This window comes from Gilliamella sp. Pra-s60 (genome assembly GCF_009795755.1).
Classification (GTDB): domain Bacteria; phylum Pseudomonadota; class Gammaproteobacteria; order Enterobacterales; family Orbaceae; genus Gilliamella.
In genome coordinates this window covers 23,114-40,910 of sequence record NZ_WTFA01000018.1, presented here as the reverse complement: position 1 = coordinate 40,910, position 17,797 = coordinate 23,114, and the positions used below count along the sequence as shown (strand labels likewise).

General features: G+C 33.1%; 20 protein-coding genes and 1 tRNA gene. 6 read left to right on the top strand and 15 right to left on the bottom strand.

The window, feature by feature from the left end:
• Positions 1-179: 179 nt before the first annotated feature.
• The gene (locus GQ596_RS10005; protein ID WP_160401556.1) at positions 180-1,187 is read left to right on the top strand and encodes a hypothetical protein; all 1,008 of its coding nucleotides are present in this window, start codon (positions 180-182) and stop codon (positions 1,185-1,187) included.
• A 777-nt stretch (positions 1,188-1,964) separates the two neighbouring features.
• Here GQ596_RS10005 and GQ596_RS10000 read toward each other — a convergent pair.
• On the bottom strand, positions 1,965-2,936 hold the full coding sequence (locus tag GQ596_RS10000; protein WP_160401554.1) for a YafY family protein: 972 nt from the start codon (positions 2,934-2,936) through the stop codon (positions 1,965-1,967).
• A 127-nt stretch (positions 2,937-3,063) separates the two neighbouring features.
• Here GQ596_RS10000 and GQ596_RS09995 point away from each other — a divergent pair, with 127 nt between their 5' ends.
• From GQ596_RS09995 to GQ596_RS09985, 4 genes are all read left to right on the top strand, one after another.
• Positions 3,064-3,444: a VOC family protein gene (locus GQ596_RS09995; RefSeq protein WP_065580414.1), complete on the top strand. Its 381-nt coding sequence runs from the start codon at positions 3,064-3,066 to the stop codon at positions 3,442-3,444.
• 983 nt (positions 3,445-4,427) lie between these two features.
• Positions 4,428-5,615 (top strand): MFS transporter, encoded by a 1,188-nt coding sequence (locus GQ596_RS09990; protein ID WP_160401552.1) that lies wholly within the window; start codon positions 4,428-4,430, stop codon positions 5,613-5,615.
• On the top strand, positions 5,572-5,754 hold the full coding sequence (locus GQ596_RS11290) for a PHP domain-containing protein (RefSeq protein ID WP_370516494.1): 183 nt from the start codon (positions 5,572-5,574) through the stop codon (positions 5,752-5,754). Before GQ596_RS09990 ends, GQ596_RS11290 begins: the two co-directional genes overlap by 44 nt.
• Positions 5,755-5,766: 12 nt before the next feature.
• Complete coding sequence (locus tag GQ596_RS09985; RefSeq protein ID WP_160401551.1) at positions 5,767-6,315, top strand: hydrolase; 549 nt, start codon at positions 5,767-5,769, stop codon at positions 6,313-6,315.
• Between the two features lie 123 nt (positions 6,316-6,438).
• On the opposite strand, the gene GQ596_RS09980 is transcribed toward GQ596_RS09985, so the two are convergent.
• From GQ596_RS09980 to GQ596_RS09940, 8 genes are all read right to left on the bottom strand, one after another.
• Positions 6,439-7,320 (bottom strand): LysR family transcriptional regulator, encoded by an 882-nt coding sequence (locus GQ596_RS09980; RefSeq protein ID WP_160401549.1) that lies wholly within the window; start codon positions 7,318-7,320, stop codon positions 6,439-6,441.
• A gap of 639 nt (positions 7,321-7,959) precedes the next feature.
• Complete coding sequence (locus GQ596_RS11285; RefSeq protein WP_370516496.1) at positions 7,960-8,118, bottom strand: DDE-type integrase/transposase/recombinase; 159 nt, start codon at positions 8,116-8,118, stop codon at positions 7,960-7,962.
• 6 nt (positions 8,119-8,124) lie between these two features.
• Positions 8,125-8,526: an IS3 family transposase gene (locus GQ596_RS09965; RefSeq protein WP_255475408.1), complete on the bottom strand. Its 402-nt coding sequence runs from the start codon at positions 8,524-8,526 to the stop codon at positions 8,125-8,127.
• A gap of 5 nt (positions 8,527-8,531) precedes the next feature.
• Positions 8,532-8,831 (bottom strand): transposase, encoded by a 300-nt coding sequence (locus GQ596_RS09960; RefSeq protein WP_160401541.1) that lies wholly within the window; start codon positions 8,829-8,831, stop codon positions 8,532-8,534.
• 266 nt (positions 8,832-9,097) lie between these two features.
• Positions 9,098-9,173, bottom strand: a tRNA-Gly gene (locus GQ596_RS09955).
• Between the two features lie 72 nt (positions 9,174-9,245).
• Positions 9,246-9,503: a DUF1145 domain-containing protein gene (locus tag GQ596_RS09950; protein ID WP_160401540.1), complete on the bottom strand. Its 258-nt coding sequence runs from the start codon at positions 9,501-9,503 to the stop codon at positions 9,246-9,248.
• On the bottom strand, positions 9,503-10,066 hold the full coding sequence (gene rsmD, locus GQ596_RS09945) for a 16S rRNA (guanine(966)-N(2))-methyltransferase RsmD (protein WP_160401538.1): 564 nt from the start codon (positions 10,064-10,066) through the stop codon (positions 9,503-9,505). Before rsmD ends, GQ596_RS09950 begins: the two co-directional genes overlap by 1 nt.
• Positions 10,067-10,079: 13 nt before the next feature.
• Positions 10,080-12,605 carry a PBP1A family penicillin-binding protein gene (locus GQ596_RS09940; protein ID WP_160401566.1) on the bottom strand — a complete coding sequence of 842 codons (2,526 nt, stop codon included), beginning with the start codon at positions 12,603-12,605 and terminating at the stop codon, positions 10,080-10,082.
• A gap of 269 nt (positions 12,606-12,874) precedes the next feature.
• On the opposite strand from GQ596_RS09940, the gene GQ596_RS09935 reads away from it, so the two are divergent.
• Positions 12,875-13,279 (top strand): protein YgfX, encoded by a 405-nt coding sequence (locus tag GQ596_RS09935; RefSeq protein ID WP_160401536.1) that lies wholly within the window; start codon positions 12,875-12,877, stop codon positions 13,277-13,279.
• Between the two features lie 46 nt (positions 13,280-13,325).
• Here GQ596_RS09935 and tusA read toward each other — a convergent pair whose 3' ends face one another.
• The 6 genes from tusA to GQ596_RS09905 form a co-directional block, all read right to left on the bottom strand.
• Positions 13,326-13,562, bottom strand: coding sequence for a sulfurtransferase TusA (gene tusA, locus GQ596_RS09930; protein WP_160401535.1), 237 nt, complete (start codon positions 13,560-13,562; stop codon positions 13,326-13,328).
• Positions 13,563-13,580: 18 nt separating this feature from the next.
• A complete protein-coding gene (locus tag GQ596_RS09925) occupies positions 13,581-14,387 on the bottom strand; it encodes a Cof-type HAD-IIB family hydrolase (RefSeq protein ID WP_160401564.1) in 807 nt (268 codons plus the stop codon).
• Positions 14,388-14,502: 115 nt separating this feature from the next.
• A complete protein-coding gene (locus GQ596_RS09920; RefSeq protein WP_202113789.1) occupies positions 14,503-15,828 on the bottom strand; it encodes a secretin N-terminal domain-containing protein in 1,326 nt (441 codons plus the stop codon).
• Positions 15,821-16,189, bottom strand: a complete 369-nt coding sequence (locus tag GQ596_RS09915; protein ID WP_160401533.1) for a hypothetical protein — start codon at positions 16,187-16,189, stop codon at positions 15,821-15,823. The genes GQ596_RS09920 and GQ596_RS09915 overlap by 8 nt, the downstream gene beginning before the upstream one ends.
• Positions 16,189-16,662, bottom strand: a complete 474-nt coding sequence (locus GQ596_RS09910; RefSeq protein ID WP_160401531.1) for a hypothetical protein — start codon at positions 16,660-16,662, stop codon at positions 16,189-16,191. Before GQ596_RS09910 ends, GQ596_RS09915 begins: the two co-directional genes overlap by 1 nt.
• Positions 16,652-17,602, bottom strand: a complete 951-nt coding sequence (locus GQ596_RS09905; RefSeq protein WP_160401529.1) for a PilN domain-containing protein — start codon at positions 17,600-17,602, stop codon at positions 16,652-16,654. Before GQ596_RS09905 ends, GQ596_RS09910 begins: the two co-directional genes overlap by 11 nt.
• Between the last annotated feature and the right edge of the window lie 195 nt (positions 17,603-17,797).

Sequence of the window (17,797 nt, the reverse complement as noted above, 5' to 3'; positions counted from 1 at the left end):
CCTGCTTGAATAAGCCTTAAAATTATAGCTTGATGGCGAATAATCTGCCACTTTTTTTGTTAATTTATTGTAAAGATTTGTTATGAGGGAATAACGACCGATATTGGTTGGGAGGTTGTCGATTTGTTGTTAAATAGATGTTAGTATATTGTTATTTATTAATACAATGATAGGAATTAATGTTGATAGAATGGATATGCCGAAGTAGTCGTTTTACGTCAATGGATGGAAATCCGAAAAGTTTTGCTAGGATTATATTGCAACTCTTTATTTTCATTCTTGTTTTTGTTCCATTAACCCATTGCTTTGCGCAAGAAAGAGCCTACCGAAATAAAGGCGATTATCTCCTTTTTACGCCCAAAGTTGGGGATATCTATTTGTTTAATTTAGTAAATGTGGGAAGAAACAGTAACGATAATTACAACGATTTTATTTATGATCTATATCAAAAGAAGATCATTAAAATAGATGATTCTGATATTGATAACTTCAATACTGACGATATTGGTAGATATCAAGACCTTTATGTAGGAATGAAGTTGTTAAGCTATAATTCAAGCAATTATGTCTACTCTGTTGCACTTTCGAATGTGGCTTATACTTCATTAAGCCAAGCTAAATCGAATCTTATTTTGTCGTCTTCTTATAGTAATCAGCATAATTTTCTTGATGATCGGGAAATGGCCGACTTGCGTCAAAACGATATTATGACCGATGTCATTCGTCAATCTTTGGGTAAATCCTTTAAGAAGGATCTTTATTATTCTGTGTTTAAGCCGATGATACATGATGTGTATTTAATTGATTTAGCTAAATTTAATACCTTTAATGATAAATACAGTAATGAGTTTAGTCGGGATTATATTTATCAAAAAAAACTGGCTAATATAGATGGCGTAAGTACAGATGATTTTAATAAAGACGCGAAGAATAAGAGTAAGAAGATCTATGTTGGTATGAAGATGGTTTCTTACAGTTTAAGAAACGATGATTATCAGTTTGCTGTTTCAAACTCAGGTTATACATCGTTAAAAGAGGCTAAAATTAAGCTTCCGTCTTTTGATTATGATCGTTCTGATTTGTCAATAAGTGGCAAGGCGGTCAGGTATATGATTAATCATGGTATCTTTGTCGATAAAGTTCGCGAATCAGAATACCTGAGTAAAAGAAACAATGATAATGAGTAAGACGACAAATAAAACGGTGATCGATGACTTTAATATGAAAAGCCGTGTAAGGTGACTTTGATTTTGTTGTAGCTTGCTGTGCCCACGACGTGCCTTTGTGGGCACTAAAGCGTTGTTATGATTTGTTCTGCAAGCAAAAAAGAGTTCAGTTGCAATAGCTGAAATTTATACAGGTAATTTTTCTATTGATGATGATATCAAGCATTAATGGCGATGAATCAACAGTAAGTTGATTTGAGTTATTTTTTACTTTATCAAGTTCTTGTTCTGATAAAAAGCTTTTTAACAGGAATACCGGTTTCTGCTCATTTTAATATCGATACGATTTGGTGCTCTGTCATTTTTTCATATTCAAATTCTCTTTTACTTTTATCATAGAGAATTTTCTACTTTTTTGCTGTGCTACTTTAGGGGATTTACAACACGTTTTTGGGCTAAATTATTTTGGATGACTTAGGATTATTCGGCTCCATACTGAAAATTAAAACCGTTATATATCACTTGCAAACGCTAAGATTTGCGAACTTTAATGAAGTATACTGGATGTTATATTGGAGCGGGAAACGAGGTTCAAATCCATCTTTATAACTTGTTGTATATAAAAAAATTATCCAGATATCTATATTGCTTTCGCTAACCTTTTGGACTAATTTTTGGACTAGTGTTTTGTGGTACTTAATGGACTGTTATGGACTTCCACGGACTCAAATTACAATAACCACTTATTTACTAGACCTTGCCTTACCATTTTATGGTACGAGGCTATTTATTGACAAGTTATTTGATAGAATAATTTGACATAAATGAATTGGCAGATTTTTTATAAGATTTAACTAATTTTTCCGCTCGTTCAACCATTTCTTGACGTATATGCTCAGGCTCTAAACAAATACATTTATGACCTAAGCTCAGCAAAATTCCATAACTGTAGTCATCATCGATAAAGTTAAAATTTACAAGATATTGTTGTTCGTTTAATTTCTTAATATCTTTTTCGTCACAAAAATCTAAAATGCGAGTTAAAACAGATTCATCTATTAGTAATTTTATTTTAAAAATCTTTTTTTTCATATCCTTTTCGAATAAAGAAAATACTTCAGGAGTTGTCTGACTAATAAATTTAGTATTAGTTTCTCTAATGTTTGACATCTTTGACAATTTAAATAGACGAAAATCATTTCTATTTAGGCAAAAAGCTTGTAAATACCATTGTTTTTCCTTAAAAATAAGTTTATATGGCTCAACCAAACGCGATGCTTGTTTATTTTTAACACTCAAATAATCAAACGATAAAAGTAGTTGCTCATTCAGTGCCAGTCTTATAATGGAAATTTTATTATTAATATTTTGTTTGGAAAACCAAGGTGATATATCAACAATAAGTTGATTTAAGTTATTTGTAACTTCATCAAGTTCTTGTTCTGATAAAAAACTCTTAATTTTTTCAAGTGTTCTTAAATTTTCACTTTCTTTTAAAACCGGTGAGGATAATAAGTTGAGGCCTTTTAATAAAACAATGACATCTTCTTTAGTAAATAACCCTTTACTAACTTTATAATTTTTTAAAATACTTATTCCACCCGCACTCCCTTGATACGTAATAATAGGTATACCTGCACCCTCAATAACTTGTATATCTCGATAAATAGTACGCAATGATACATTTAATTTTTCTGCTAATTCTTTACCGCTTATTTTTTCTCTTTGAAGCAATACCATGATGATAGTAATTATACGATTAATTTTCATGCTTTATGTTTGCAAAATAATTTACATTAAATTTTAAATATGACATACAGATGTCATCAATGCAACATCATAATATAGATAACCAAAATTAAGTAAATTAATTTTTATCACCAAGAGGAAACAAAAAATGTTTAAACCTAATAGCGTTATTGTTTATGTCAAAGATGTCGATACTAGTACTGAATTTTACACAAAAATACTAGGGCGCCCACCTATTGAAACTTATCCTGGCTTCGCTGTATTTTTATTGAATGATAATTTTATTTTGGGGCTACAAGGGGCTGATGAAATAACTCCAAAGGCACCCAATCATTATGGTGGTTTTGAGTTGTCATTTAGTGATGTAACAAAAAATGATGTAGATGAGATTTATGCGACATGGAAGGAACTAAACGTCAAAATTGAACTTGAACCCCAAATGCTCGATTTTGGGTACACTTTCGTGGGTAATGATCCTGATGGACATCGTCTTCGAGTTTGTGCGACAGACACTTCAAAATTTGAATAGAAAATTATCATAAAAGCTGGTTATGGTCTTTTTAGCCCTGTAAAAATGGAAACAAGGCCGTGATTCTCACCATTTAGAAAAAGTCGAGTTGCTCACATACCCTATCTACGGCAAAGGCTTCTTTTAAAATAGCTACAATTTGATGTTCAGTCATTTTTTTATAATTAAATCCCCTTTACTTTTATCATAGAGAGTTTTCTACTTTTTTGCTGTGCTACTTTAGGGGATTTACAACACGTTTTTTGGACGGATTTTTGGACTAGTTCTTCGTGGCGCTTAATGGGGTTTTATGGACTGCCACGGACTGACTCAAAGTACAAAGAACCACTTTTTTACTAATCCTCGAACCCTCATTTTTTGGCACTAAACCATTTATTGACAAGTTATTTTCATTAGATTCTATTAATTTAATAAAATAGTCGTGTCAATTGAATCGAAAAACGTTGAAGTACTAGAAAGTTACAGTTAATTATTCTTTGATCTTTTCATATTTCGGTAAATATAAAATTTAAGTTTTAAATTAATTCTATCGAATTATCTGGCTTTTTAAACGACCACTTTCAACAAAACAGCCTTATTTACTTCATTTCTTTATTTTAAGTAACGTAGTCTTATCTATATCATTACTTATGGTATTGATTGTGATAAATAATTTCTATTATGCAATAAAGCATTGGAATTATACAGTTAGAAAGTTATTTGGTAGCATTATTTTACTCTAGATGGGTTAGCTCGTTTGTCTATTTTAAAAGAATATTATCGAGAAAAATTATGTGCATAGGTAATGAAAAAATTGAACCATTTACTTGAAAACATTGAAGCTTCCAATGTTAATTTAAGTCATGAGGGCTATGATCTTATAGAACAAAATATAGCTGCGTTTATTATTTATGGAGAACGTTATCCGAAGGAAGACATGAATACATATTGTCTTGATGAATAAACAATTTTAAAAATGACATTTATAATTATAGGTGAATTATATGGAAATAAAAAGTAATACTTTCCCAACATTTAATCTTCTTCTGTTATCTACAGCATTATTTATTTCAATAATGACAGAAGCACTACCAGCAGGATTTTTATTGCTAATAAGCAAAGATTTAGGTGTTACCGAGTCACAAGCTGGTCAATTAGTTACTCTTTATGCATTAGGGTCTTTGATATCCGCTATACCACTAACAATTGTAACGCAAGGTTGGAATAGGCGAAAATTGTTAATAACGATAATGCTAGGTTTTACAATCACCAATTTTATGACAGCTTATTTAGCATCTTTTATTTTAATATTAGTATCTAGATTTTTGGCCGGTGTTTTTGCTGGTCTTCTGTGGGCGATGGTGGCTGGCTATGCAATAAGAATGGTTAGTGATGAAAAAAAAGGAAGAGCAATAACTGTTGTTATGCTAGGAGTTCCTATAGCCTTATCAATTGGTATTCCATTGGGTACTTTTATTGGTAAACTGATTGGTTGGAGATTAACTTTTCAGTTAATTACAATAATATCTTTGGTCTTAGTATTTTTTATCTGGTTAAAACTACCTAACTTACCTGCGCTGAAAACTGAGAAAAAGAATCCAATTTTTTCTGTATTAGCTATTCCCTACGTAAAATCTGTCTTAATAATCAACTTTGTTTTTGCTTTTGGACATAATATTTTTTATACCTATATATCACCATATTTGCAACTTTCTGGTAATGAAAACAATGTAGATATTATTTTGTTAATTTTTGGTATTTCTTCAATTATAAGTATTACTATTGTTGGTATTTTTATTGATAAATATTTACGCCAATTAATTATTTCATCTTTATGTTTGTTTGCTATATCAGGAATATTGTTTTATGTGTTTGACAGTGCATATTCATTAATTCTCATCTCAATTATTCTTTGGGGATTAGCTTTTGGTGGTGGAGCGACTTTATTTCAAACAGCATCAGCAAAAATCACAGGAAATTCTGCTGATATAGCACAATCATTACTGGTTTCGCTTTGGAATCTAGCAATCGCGGGAGGTGGTTTCTTTGGTGGTGTATTACTAAATATCTCAAATGCTAGGGTGTTGCCTATTGTGATGTTCGTTTTATTAACATTAGCGCTTTTAATAGTTTTAGCTTCCGGTAAGAATGGCGTTGGATACTCAAAAGGAGATGATAGTGTTTCTAATTGATTTGCATGTACATACAATGTCAAGTGCTCATGCATATAGTTCCGTATATGAAAATATAATGATTGCTAAGCAAAAAAAACTTAAACTTATTGCTATAACCGATCATGGACCTAAACTTGATGACTCACCTCATAGATGACATTTTTTAAATATGAACTCAATACCTAACGAGGTAAATAATGTCATAGTTCTCAAAGGTATTGAGGCTAACATTTTAGATTTCAATGGGAACATCGATTATGATGGCGAGATGTTTCAGAATTTAGATTTTGTTATGGCTGGTTTCCATTATCCATTAATTGAAAGTACAGATATTTATAAAAATACCCAAGCAATGCTGAATGTAATTAAAAATCCAATTGTTAGTATTATTAGCCATCCTGACAATCCTAAATACCCTGTTGATTTTGATGAAGTTGCCAGAGCTGCTTATGAAAATAACGTTGCACTTGAATTTAATTCGGGGTCTGTATTGGCTCGGCCAGGTAGTGATATAAAATGTATTGATATGCTAAAATCTGTAGAAAAATTCGTAGGTTATATATCCTTGGGATCTGACGCTCATTTTTGTTCTAGGGTTGGGGATCTAGATTATTGTGAGTCAATAATTAGAAAAATGAATTTTAATAAGGAAATGGTTTTAAATAATAGTGTAAATAAAGTAGTCAATTTTTTTAAGTATAAAAAAATTAAAAATTAGTAGTATTTTCTATTCTTATTAAGAAATATTAGACTGAAAAAATAAATAATGAAGTGATAAGGCATTGGTTGTGTCCTAGTTAAATATTTAAGATTCAATTTAGTCTAGTTCAAAATGAAACAATTAGTCATTGTTTTCATTTTTTATCTCATTGATTAAAGTAAGAGCCTGTGTACTGGCTTTTACTTCATTCCAACACATTCCTATTTTCCACTTAGTTCCTCGCCCAGTAAGACGTTCATACTTAATTTGTGTTTTAATATTCTGGACTAAGCTATTGGCTAATATAGCTATATTGGAATGTAGTTCCGTCATAGATATAGTACTGTAAATATTATTTGTATAGTGTATATTCGAAGAATGTAGTGAATTTGTAGAAAGAAATTTTGAAATTTTTTGAAATAAATCAGAATGTAACTTATTGTTAGGTAAACAAAGAGTATTTTTATCTAAAATTGGAATTAAGTCAGCAAGCTGGTTGAGTTGGAAATTATTCTCTTTGTTCGAGATAATTAATAAATGGTCTGTCCCCATCTCTTCAAACATTAATTGTTTATTGCTTGGTTTTTCCATAAAAGCCACATCTAATTCACCTGATATTAATCCTTTTTCTAGCTCTCCTGAGTTTAAATCATATATTTTGATTCTAACCATTGGATGATGCTCAGTATATTTGTTTAGGAGTTTAGGTAATATGTTTATAAATGAGAATGTATGGCCAACATTCAAAATGCCTGTTCTGCCTGTCTTTATTTTTTTCGCGACACACAGAAATTTATCTAGTTCATTAGTTAAATTAATTGCATAATTATATATTATCTTTCCTTCATCGGTTAAATAACAACCTTGATTATCTCTAAGAAACAAGAGAAAACCTAATCTTTCTTCAAGAAGCTGAATTTGTTTCGTAAGTGTAGGTTGCGTGATATTTAATTTATCGGCTGCGTCTCGAAAACTAGTACTAGTAGCCAATACAATAAATGATTTGATTTTTTTTACATACATTAAGAAATCCTCTAATTTTACATTGTGTTATTTTATATCTCATTTCTTAGATTTTTCTGATCTAATGATTACGCCTGTTCTAACAAATGGAGGACAAAATAAATAATTAACTTTAATTAAAGATGGAAGTTTATATTTTTTTACTAATTCAGGATCAATTTTAAATAAAAGAATATTATATACATTATCGAGATCTGTTAATGCCGAAGATTTAAGGTGAATATTGCCATTAGTTTGATTAAATACGGCTTTAAATATGCTTTCTTTTGCTGAAAATATTAATGTTGTAGATTGACATTCTGAAAGTTCCTTTCGTTTAAGTATCCAGCTTTCTTGTGTAACAGTCAACAAAACTTGGAGACAATCTTAGGCCGTTTTTAGTAAATTGTATTCAAATTCTGCAGGTGAAATAAATTCCCGTTTATAATGTCTTCTTTTTTGATTATAAATAGATTAAATGTAATCAATAATATCAGCTATTGCTTGCTCTCTGGTTACATAATCTCGATAGTTGCTCCTTTCTGATTTTAATGATCTAAAAAATCGCTCAGTCACGGCATTGTCTAAGCAATTTCCTGCTCGGCTCATGCTAAAGGTAATTTGATAAGATGCTAATATCCGTTGGGACTGTTCACTGCGCTATTGAATTCTCTGATCGCAATGAAATAAAGTTGGGCTTTCTCCTTTACGCCGCTGTATTGCCATATTTAATGCTTTAACCGTAAGGTTACTATTAGGCTTGTCAGAAAAGGCCCATCCAATAATACGCCGAGAGCATAAATCCATGACAACAGCCAGATAGAGCTAGCCTTGCCTTGTTCGAATATAGGTAATATCACCAGTCCAATATCGATTAATTGTCGCAGGATTAAATTGTCGATTTAAATGGTTTGCTGCAAGTATCGACGATTTACCACCGCTAGGATAGACATGTTGTTTCGGTCTTTTTGCAACGAGACCTAATGTCTTCATTAAGCGTCTGACCTTATCTAAACCAAGCTTAAACCCTTTTTTAATCAGTTCAACGAGCATTCTTCTTTTTCCATATATGCCATCCATTTCGTTATGAATTGATTTCATGGCTATTTCAAGCCTAGTATTAATAAATTTAAATGCACGATGTTTAGTTCGATAATAAAAAGTACTGGGTGACACTAATAAACATCGGCAGATTTGAGATAGTTTATTTCCTGCCTTCTTCAACATTAACGCTATTTGTTGCCGTTTGTCATTTCCATTACGAAGAAGGCTGAAGCTTTTTTTAATAATTGATTATCACTTTGCAGCTGTTTAACTTGTTTCTCTAAAGCTTGTATTCGTTTTTGCTCAGGTGTCAGCGCACTACTTTTAGGCGTAATACCTTGTCGTTCTTTTCTATATTGCGTTACCCAACGCTGGATTGATGAAATACTAACATTCATTGTTTTTGCGGCATCTTCATGTGCATAACCATAATTCAGAACTAATTCTGCACACTCTCGTTTAAATTCACTACTTAGTTGTCTTGTCATCAGGTAATCTCCTTTGTTGAGGATTTATCATACCGCTAAGAATGTCTACAAGAAAAGTATACCGTTACATATCACAATCACACATTTTTTGGACTAATCCCAAAAAACTCATTCCGTTTTTGGACGGATTTTTGGACGGATTTTTGGACTAAATTATTTTGGATGACTCAGGATTATTCGGTTCCATACTGGAAAGTAAAACCGTTATATATCACTTGCAAACGCTAAAATTTGCGAACTTTAATGAAGTATACTGGATATTATATTGGAGCGGGAAACGAGGTTCGAACTCGCGACCCCGACCTTGGCAAGGTCGTGCTCTACCAACTGAGCTATTCCCGCTTATTGAGGTGCTTCAAAAGAAGTGGTGAGCATTATACAAAAATTTTTGTATCTAGCAACCACTTTTTATTATTATTTTTTATCTTTCCAACTAAGTGATTCAAAAACGCCAAATAAGAACAGGCGCAATACTTTGAACTTGTCTTGTTGTTTTTCCTGTTTGGTCATGGTTGAGTTTAACATCCATGCTTGTAAGCCATGAGTAACCGCAAAAGCGATTAAGCCGATAATAGCAACCACATTCGCCGGTTTTGGGTAAGGGTGGATTAAGTTAAATAATAAAAATAGCCACATTAATGAGTATAAAGTTTTGCCAATAAAGATGAACATTAATTATCTTCCCGTATAAAAAGGTAGCTGTGAACTTGGCCAGCGGTTTTTTCGCGATGTAAGCGCCAGTGAATGGGGATATAAGTTGTTAGGTCGTGCCCTATTTCTGTTTCAATATAGACATAAGCCGATGGTTTGAGCCAATTATTTTGCTCAAGTTGGCTAACTGTTTTGGCAACCAATGATTGGTGAAACGGCGGATCAATAAAGACCACATCAAACTGTTTTGAGGCTGGTTTGTTTAGCCACTTTAGAGTATCAGTATGATAAATATCAATAGCATCGCTAGCAATCAGTTGTTTGTTTTTGTTGAGTAGCATGGCAACTTGTTTGTCTTTTTCAAGCAGGGTAACGCTTTTTGCACCTCTTGATGCGGCTTCAAAGCCAAGTGATCCGCTACCTGAAAAACAATCCAAACAATAGCTACCTTGGATAACTGGCATTAACCAGTTATATAGGGTTTCTTTAATGCGATCAGTTGTTGGGCGTAGTCCTTGCTTGTCAAGCACCGCTAATTTTCGCCCACGCCACTTTCCGCCAATAATTCTTATTGAACCATTCATGTTAAGTCCTTTATCAGAATAGTTCTGATGTGTTGCCCTCTGAATCTGTTACTTTTGTACCCACTTCTTTTGTCGCATAACCTGTTGGTTCAGTACCTTTGATAAAATATTCTGACATGGTTTTAGAGCCAGAGCTAGGTAATAATCCTGTTTTTTGGTCAATAGTAACCGAAATCACATTGTCAGGTTTTACATCTTGTTTTACAGGAACATCTTTTAGAGCAACTTTCATATAATCAACCCATATAGGATTTGCTGTTACAGCGCCTGCTTCGGCTCGGAATGTTCGACCTAAATCACGACGGTGATCGTCAAATCCCATCCATACAGTGGTCACAATATTGCCACCAAAGCCCGAAAACCAAACATCTTTAGATGAGTTGGTTGTTCCTGTTTTACCACCAACGTCTTTACGACCGAGCGCTTTTACTCGCCATGCAGTACCTTGCCAATCTGAACCACCAAATACAATAGAGCGAAGGCCATCTTTCATAATAAATGCAATGCCACTATTTAGTGTATGTGGCGCATATTTTGGTGTGCCGTCTGTATTATTGTCATTCGGGTTGATATTAGGCAATACTAAATCATCATCAGCCTTAAGGTTAGCTTGTTCTGGCTCTTCGTTATCCGATTGGTTAGCTTCGTTTTCGACATTATCTAACGATACCACTGATTTGATATCCTCGTGGACAACATCGTCATTACAACTTGGACACGCAATCATTGGTTGATGTTGATAAATCATACCTGTGCCATTACTGTATTCTATCTTCTCAATCAAATATGGTGTAATTAAGTAACCACCATTAGCAATAACCGAATACGCTCTTGCTACTTGTAACGGGGTAAACGATGCCGAGCCTAATGCTAATGATTCATTATGCGAGATGTTTTCTTTAGGGAAGCCAAAACGCTCTAAATAATTTGCCGCATAATCTATACCAACAGCACGTAAGGCTCTTACCATCATGACGTTTTTAGACATTCCTAAACCAATTCTTAATCTTAATGGTCCAGCATAAGTTGGTGGTGAGTTTTTAGGACGCCAAGTAGCACTACCCGTTGAACGAACAATAGGTGCATCATTAAGAAGTGTCGCCATTGTTAGCCCTTGCTCTAAGGTTGAAGCATAAATAAATGGTTTAATGTTAGAACCTAATTGCCTTAGTGCTTGTGTGGCTCGATTAAATTTGCTTAAGTTAAAATCATAACCACCCACTATCGCTTTGATTGCACCATTATCTGAATCAAGTGACACCAGCGCAGAATTAACTTCAGGGATTTGTGCTAGCTCCCAGTCTTCAGCCGATTTTTTAACCCAAATAAGTTGTCCTGCTTTGAGCGTATCAGATACTTTTTTCGGAAATGCACCTTGTCTTGTATCGCTAATAAATGGGCGTGCCCATTTCATGTTTTGGTATGTAATGGTTATATTACTTTTATCAGATAGTATCGCTGTTGCTTCTTTATCTGATGATGTCATGACAACCGCAGGACACATGCCACTATAGCATATGTATTTGTTAAGCGTTTGTTGAATTTTATCTGTTTCCCATGCAGTTTCGTTAGGTTGCCATAGAACTTTTTCAGCACCACGATAGCCATGTCTGATGTCGTAATCAATAATATGTTTTTGTACTGTTTCTGTTGCTGCTATTTGATCGGTTTTTGAAATAGTTGTATAGACTTTATAGCCATCTGTGTAGGCGTTTTCACCAAATTTATCATACATAAATTGACGCGCCATTTCAGCAACATAAGGGGCAGAAAATTCAATTTGTGGCGAGTGATAACTTGCGTTAATTGGTTTTTTGATAGCTTCGTCGTATTGCGCTTGGGTGATATAAGATTGATCTAACATACGTCCTAATACCCAATTACGTCTAATTAATGCACGATCTGGATGAGAAATGGGATTATATGCCGATGGCGCATTAGGTAAGCCTGCCAATAAAGCCGCTTCATCAATTGTTAATTGATCGGGTGTTTTACCAAAGAAGGTGTAAGATGCTGCCGCAACGCCGTATGCTCTTGAACCAAAATTGATCATGTTAAGATATAGTGCCATGATCTCTTCTTTTGATAGTTCTTTTTCCATACGAATCGCAAGGATTATCTCTTTTGCTTTCCGTGCAATGCTTTTTTCAGGTGTTAGGAAGAAGTTTTTAGCAACTTGCTGAGTGATAGTACTACCACCTTGGGAGAACCCTTTTTGCTTTAAGCCAATATACATTGCTCGAACAATACCAATCGGGTCAATACCAAAATGTTCGTAAAAGCGTGAGTCTTCTGTTGCGATAACGGCATTAACGACTATTGGTGGGATCTCGTCATATTTTAACGGCGTTCTGCGTCGTTCACCAAAAATGGCAATTAATTCACCATCTTTGCTTAGCACTTGCATTGGTGTTTGTAAGCGAACATTTTTTAATGTAGCAACATCAGGAAGCTCTTTTGAATAATGAGCATAACCTGCAATACCAATAACTACAGCACAAAGAAATGCACCAATAAATAATTTTAGAAGTAATTTCAACACTCTAACTAATATCACAAATCTTTCCTATTTAGATTTTTTTAAGGCAAAAATAATGGCATCAGAATTTTCTGCGCCAATGTTCGTAACCTATCTTTAGGTAAGGATCTTCATTTTAGCATTTCAAAAAATGCAAATATTCGATCGCTCATTGATTAAATCACAAAAAATTGTGCGCATTATCTCCCATATTTAGTTTTATTTTAAGCTATTTTTATCAGAATTTTGAAATAATTCTATTTTTACTTAATCGAGGTTAAACAAGTATTATGTGGAGCACACAACTTAGCATATCAAAGCAACAATTATGCATTGCAACGCTGTTTTATACAGTGCTAATAACACTTTGTCTAGTTTTGTTTGCTAACACGGCTTTCAACTGTTGTACTTCTGTTATCATTCCATTATTAATAATAGAATGGTGGCGTTGCCTGCATTATTTGAAAATAATTAAAGGTGAATTTGCACTATTTCATTATATTAATCAAATATATTGGCACAAACAACGCTGGCATCTAATGCATAAACCTTTGATATTCCGTTATGTTGTTATTTTAAATTTAAAATCTCGACGAAACGGAAAAAACGGTACACTTTGGCTAATGGTTGATAACCTCCAACCGAATGACTGGCGAACATTACGTTTTTACTTAAAACAGATTGAATTCACTTGATGCAACGACATACTTTTCTAAAATTTTTTATTAAGATGACTGTTAATCAATGCGATTTTTTAATCCAATATTGATATGGTTCTGATTCTATCTGTAATGAGAGTAATTCGTGATCCATGTGGCGGCAAAAACTAGGAACATCGCGCGTCGTAGCAAAATCATCGGCAATAACATAAAGAACTTGCCCTATAGCAAGTTCTCGAATGGTTTTTCTAATTAGCATAATAGGTTCAGGACAACGCAATCCAAGTGTATTGAGTTCTTTGTCTATAGTTATGTTCATTTTTTAATGTATTGATAATTATAAAAATAGCTTACTTAGATAATGAGGAACAGCATCTTGAGCGTTCGATCCAATGACTTCTAATTCTGGTAATAGTTTCTTTAATTCTGCACTACCATTTTGCATTATACATCCTTTACCTGCCACTTTTAGCATTTCGTAGTCGTTCATGCCATCACCAAAAGCGATGCTGTCTTTTAAACTGTAACCGAGTTTCTCAACAACTTTTTTTAATGCACTGCCTTTTGAAACATTTTCTGACATGACTTCAAGACAATTTAATGTTGAAAAGGCAACACTAATTTTATTGCCAAATTTAGCCTCTAGTCGATTTTTTAACTGAACAAGATGTGGATAAAGTGCATCATCGGTTGTTGTAAAATAAATTTTAGCAATATCATTAGTATCAAAATCAAGTGGATTGAATAATTGATAAGTAAACTGTGTATCACGATAAAATTCTAACGAGAAAGTATCCTCTTTATTAATCAACCAATGATCACCACGATATAAATGAGTATAAATTAATGGATCATCCATACTCATTTGAGCAATTTCACTCGCAAGCAAGGGGGAAATACTTTGGCTAAAGATTAAATTACCTTGACTATCATGCACCCTTGCGCCATTTGAGGTTATCATAAAAGCATCTATTTCCATATTTTCGCGCATTTGTGCGACATCAATATGGTGTCTGCCAGTTGCAAACACAAAATGAATTCCTTTATTACGGAGTGCTTGAAGAACTTGTTTGGTATAAGGTGATAAGCTATGTTCAGGCGTTAATAAAGTCCCGTCTAAATCAGAAGCAACAACATGCATAATATTCTCGACTTTTATAATAAATGATAATAATAACTAAGATAATATACTTTGAACTGTAATGAGGTATCAAAGTAAAACAAAAATAGGTCAAAGTATAATACAACTCCGTTAACATTTACTCAACTAATTGTGGTGTAATAAAAATAACTAACTCACGTTTTTGCTGTTTTTTGCTGTTGTGTTTAAATAAATTGCCAATTACAGGCACGTCACCAACACCTGGAACTTTACGTTTGTTATTAGTATTAACCTGTTGAAAGATTCCCCCTAATACAAGGGTTTCCCCATTTTTTATTTGCACTTGTGTTTTGATTTCTTGTGTATCAATTGCAAGCGCTTCGCCACCATCACTACGTTTTATTGAACGCCCTGCTGTATTTTGTGTAATATATAAATCTAAAATCATGCGATCATCAGACAGTATTTTAGGGGTCACTTCTAACCCCAATACCGCTGGTTTAAACTCAATCGATGTCGCGCCATTGCTACCACTAGACACTTCGTAAGGAATTTCGGTACCTTGTTTTATCGATGCCATGTTTTGATTAGAAGTAAGTAAATTTGGACTAGCAATAATTTCTAGTTGATTTTCAGATTCAAGCGCTGATAATTCCAAATTCAACAAACTTCCCGATAGTTTTGCTAAATTAAACCCCACCGTTGTAGTAGGATGTGCTACACCAAGACTAACATCAAACTTATCCAATAATTGCGATGACTTACCAGCATACCCCCATTTAATACCAAGCTGTGACATGCTTTCATCACTCATAGTGACAATATGAGCTGAAATATGAACTTGAGGCATGGGTTTATCAAGTGTTTTTACCAATTTTTTGATTTGAGTAAATTGTTTAGCTAAATCAGTAATAATCAGTGAATTGGTACGTTTATCGAGTGCTACCTTTCCCCTTTCTGAAAGTAGCCCTTGCTGTTGAATTGTCTCGATTAACGTTGTTGGATCTGCATGATTAATCGGTATTGATAATGAGCTAAGCGGTTGGTTAAACTCTTGTTCTTTTTGCGCTAATTGTTGTTTTTGTAACAATATTTCAGGATCTGGTGATTTAGAAACAAACAAAATATTGTCATCAATTTCTGCGTGTAAATTTGCTGAATCTAATACGATCTTTAATGCTTTATTCCAATCAACGTTATTTAGTTTAATGGTTTGCTTTATGGGTAAATCTTCTATCATAACCAAATTCATCTGTTTACTATCAGCTAGTGCCTGTAAAATGATGGCAATGTCGGTTTGATAAAATGTCATTGAGACATTTTTTTGCTGTTTGGCATTTAATGATTGATCGATATTGGCATAACAGGCTTTTATTCCAATGATAAAAAAAATAAAAATAATTGTTATTGCCAAATTGCTTTTAGTTTGAGTAATAAGGCTAATATAGTGATTTAGCCGTTGGTTCTTAACATTGTTATTCATTGATAGGCATTGTCCATGATACAGTGTTATGGCAATAATCAGGTAGATTTGCTTGCCAAATAATTTTATCGTTAAGTAAAGATTGCACATGCCAAGGAAATAAGACATTTGGCACAGCATCATCGGTTATTGCTAGCCATTGATTATCGGATACTAGCCAAATCTGTTGATAATTTTGATCTATTTGTTTCATTATTCCCCTAAAATGCCAAATTTGAATTTGTTCAAGCAGTTGTTCGGTTTGTTCACTACAAGAAATCGAATAATATGGTTGAAAAGGATCCCGTTCTAAAGGCTTGTCTGCTTTTAGGTCAAAACAGACAAAAAACAATAAACCGATGCATAAAAATAAATAACGCATCACTCATTATCCTTTTTAAACAATAATGTAAAGGTGATCTGTAACTGCTGATCTTGTTTACTAATTTTTAGGTTTTGAAAATCAAGAAAATAAAAATCATTGGTCAATGATGAAATTAAATTCATAAAATTAAAAAACTGACCATTTAGCTCTATATCCCAGTTCACTGTTTGGTCTGCTTGATAGCGCTTAAAGGCACTTAACACTAGCTGATGTTGTTCGATCGCCTGTGCTAGCTCTTGTTCTGATATCAAACTATATAAACTATTTTTACTAGTTTGATAACGATTCACTTTGTTCTGTAATAGCTGCGTTTCAGTGATTTTTTGTTGATATGCGTTGGCATTTAATCTAGCTTGTTGCTCAATATCGTGGATAAAAAATAGATAAACAACTGCAAAAACTGCCAAACAACAAAATATAGACAGCAGATATTGTTGCCAAATTGGGCGATTAAAAAAATCATTGTTCATTAAGGCACATTTCCATTTCAAAAACTAAGTTCGTTTTATTAGATAAGACGCTATTTATTTGACTGTTGTTGATATTTTTCATTGTTAACAGATTCTGATTAAAATTAGTTAATTCAACATAGCTAAAACTTTGCCCATCAATCCTAATTTTTTGGTGTTCATAATAAAAAGAATTCAACCAAATAACCGAAGGCAATTGTTCTGAAAACAACAATAATGCATTTTGGATCTGCTTTTGACTTAATGATGGGTTAGGTAAGTAACTAGATAATTCAGCCGTGAGTTTTTGTACTACCTGCTGTTGTTCTAGTAGTTTTTGCTCATAATATTGCTGTTCATTTCGCGCTTGAATCCACCAATAACAAAGCAAACAGCTAATTATGCCGATAAAACTAACAATTGTGTACGCTAATTGCCGTTGGTGTTTTATTTGCTTTTCTTGTCGCCAAGGTAAAAAATTAATTTCAGCATGGTCAAATCGACAACCAACAAATGTTAATCGTAGTTCATATTTTTTAAAAATATTTACCCAATTTTCAATGTTATTGCGCTCAGTTATCATCACGGTAACGTATTTATTTTGTTTGGTTGGATAAACAAAATCAAAAAATACATTTTTAGTGGGTAATTGAAATAATTTATAAATGTTAGCTTCAATATATAAAATTAATTCACTTAATTTTAACTTTATGTCTGGTAAAGTAAGTTGTTGTGTTTGGATTAAATTGACGTCCAAATTAAGTTCAAATTCAGTCCGTCCCACAAATTTCTTTTGTAAATCACTTAAAAATAAATCGATATCAGCTTCATTTTGATAATGAAATGCAACTAAATCATCGCTCATATCTAATGTAGTGACTTGCTTGGCAGAGCTCACTGTCTTATATCGTAAAATAGTGGGCTGAACATAAATAATGACACGTTCTTTATTAAAAACCATGATGGATTAACTTTTTATTTGTGATAACCGAATCGCTTCATCATAGTAATTCTTTACTAAATAAAAATAGAGAAAAGTAATTTTTGCGAACTATCACCCAAAAAATGTTTAAAATTAAATCGAACAAAGCCGATTTTAGAGAAATTTAAAAAAAAAGGTTGACTGAAATAAGACGTGCCTTATAATGCACATCCA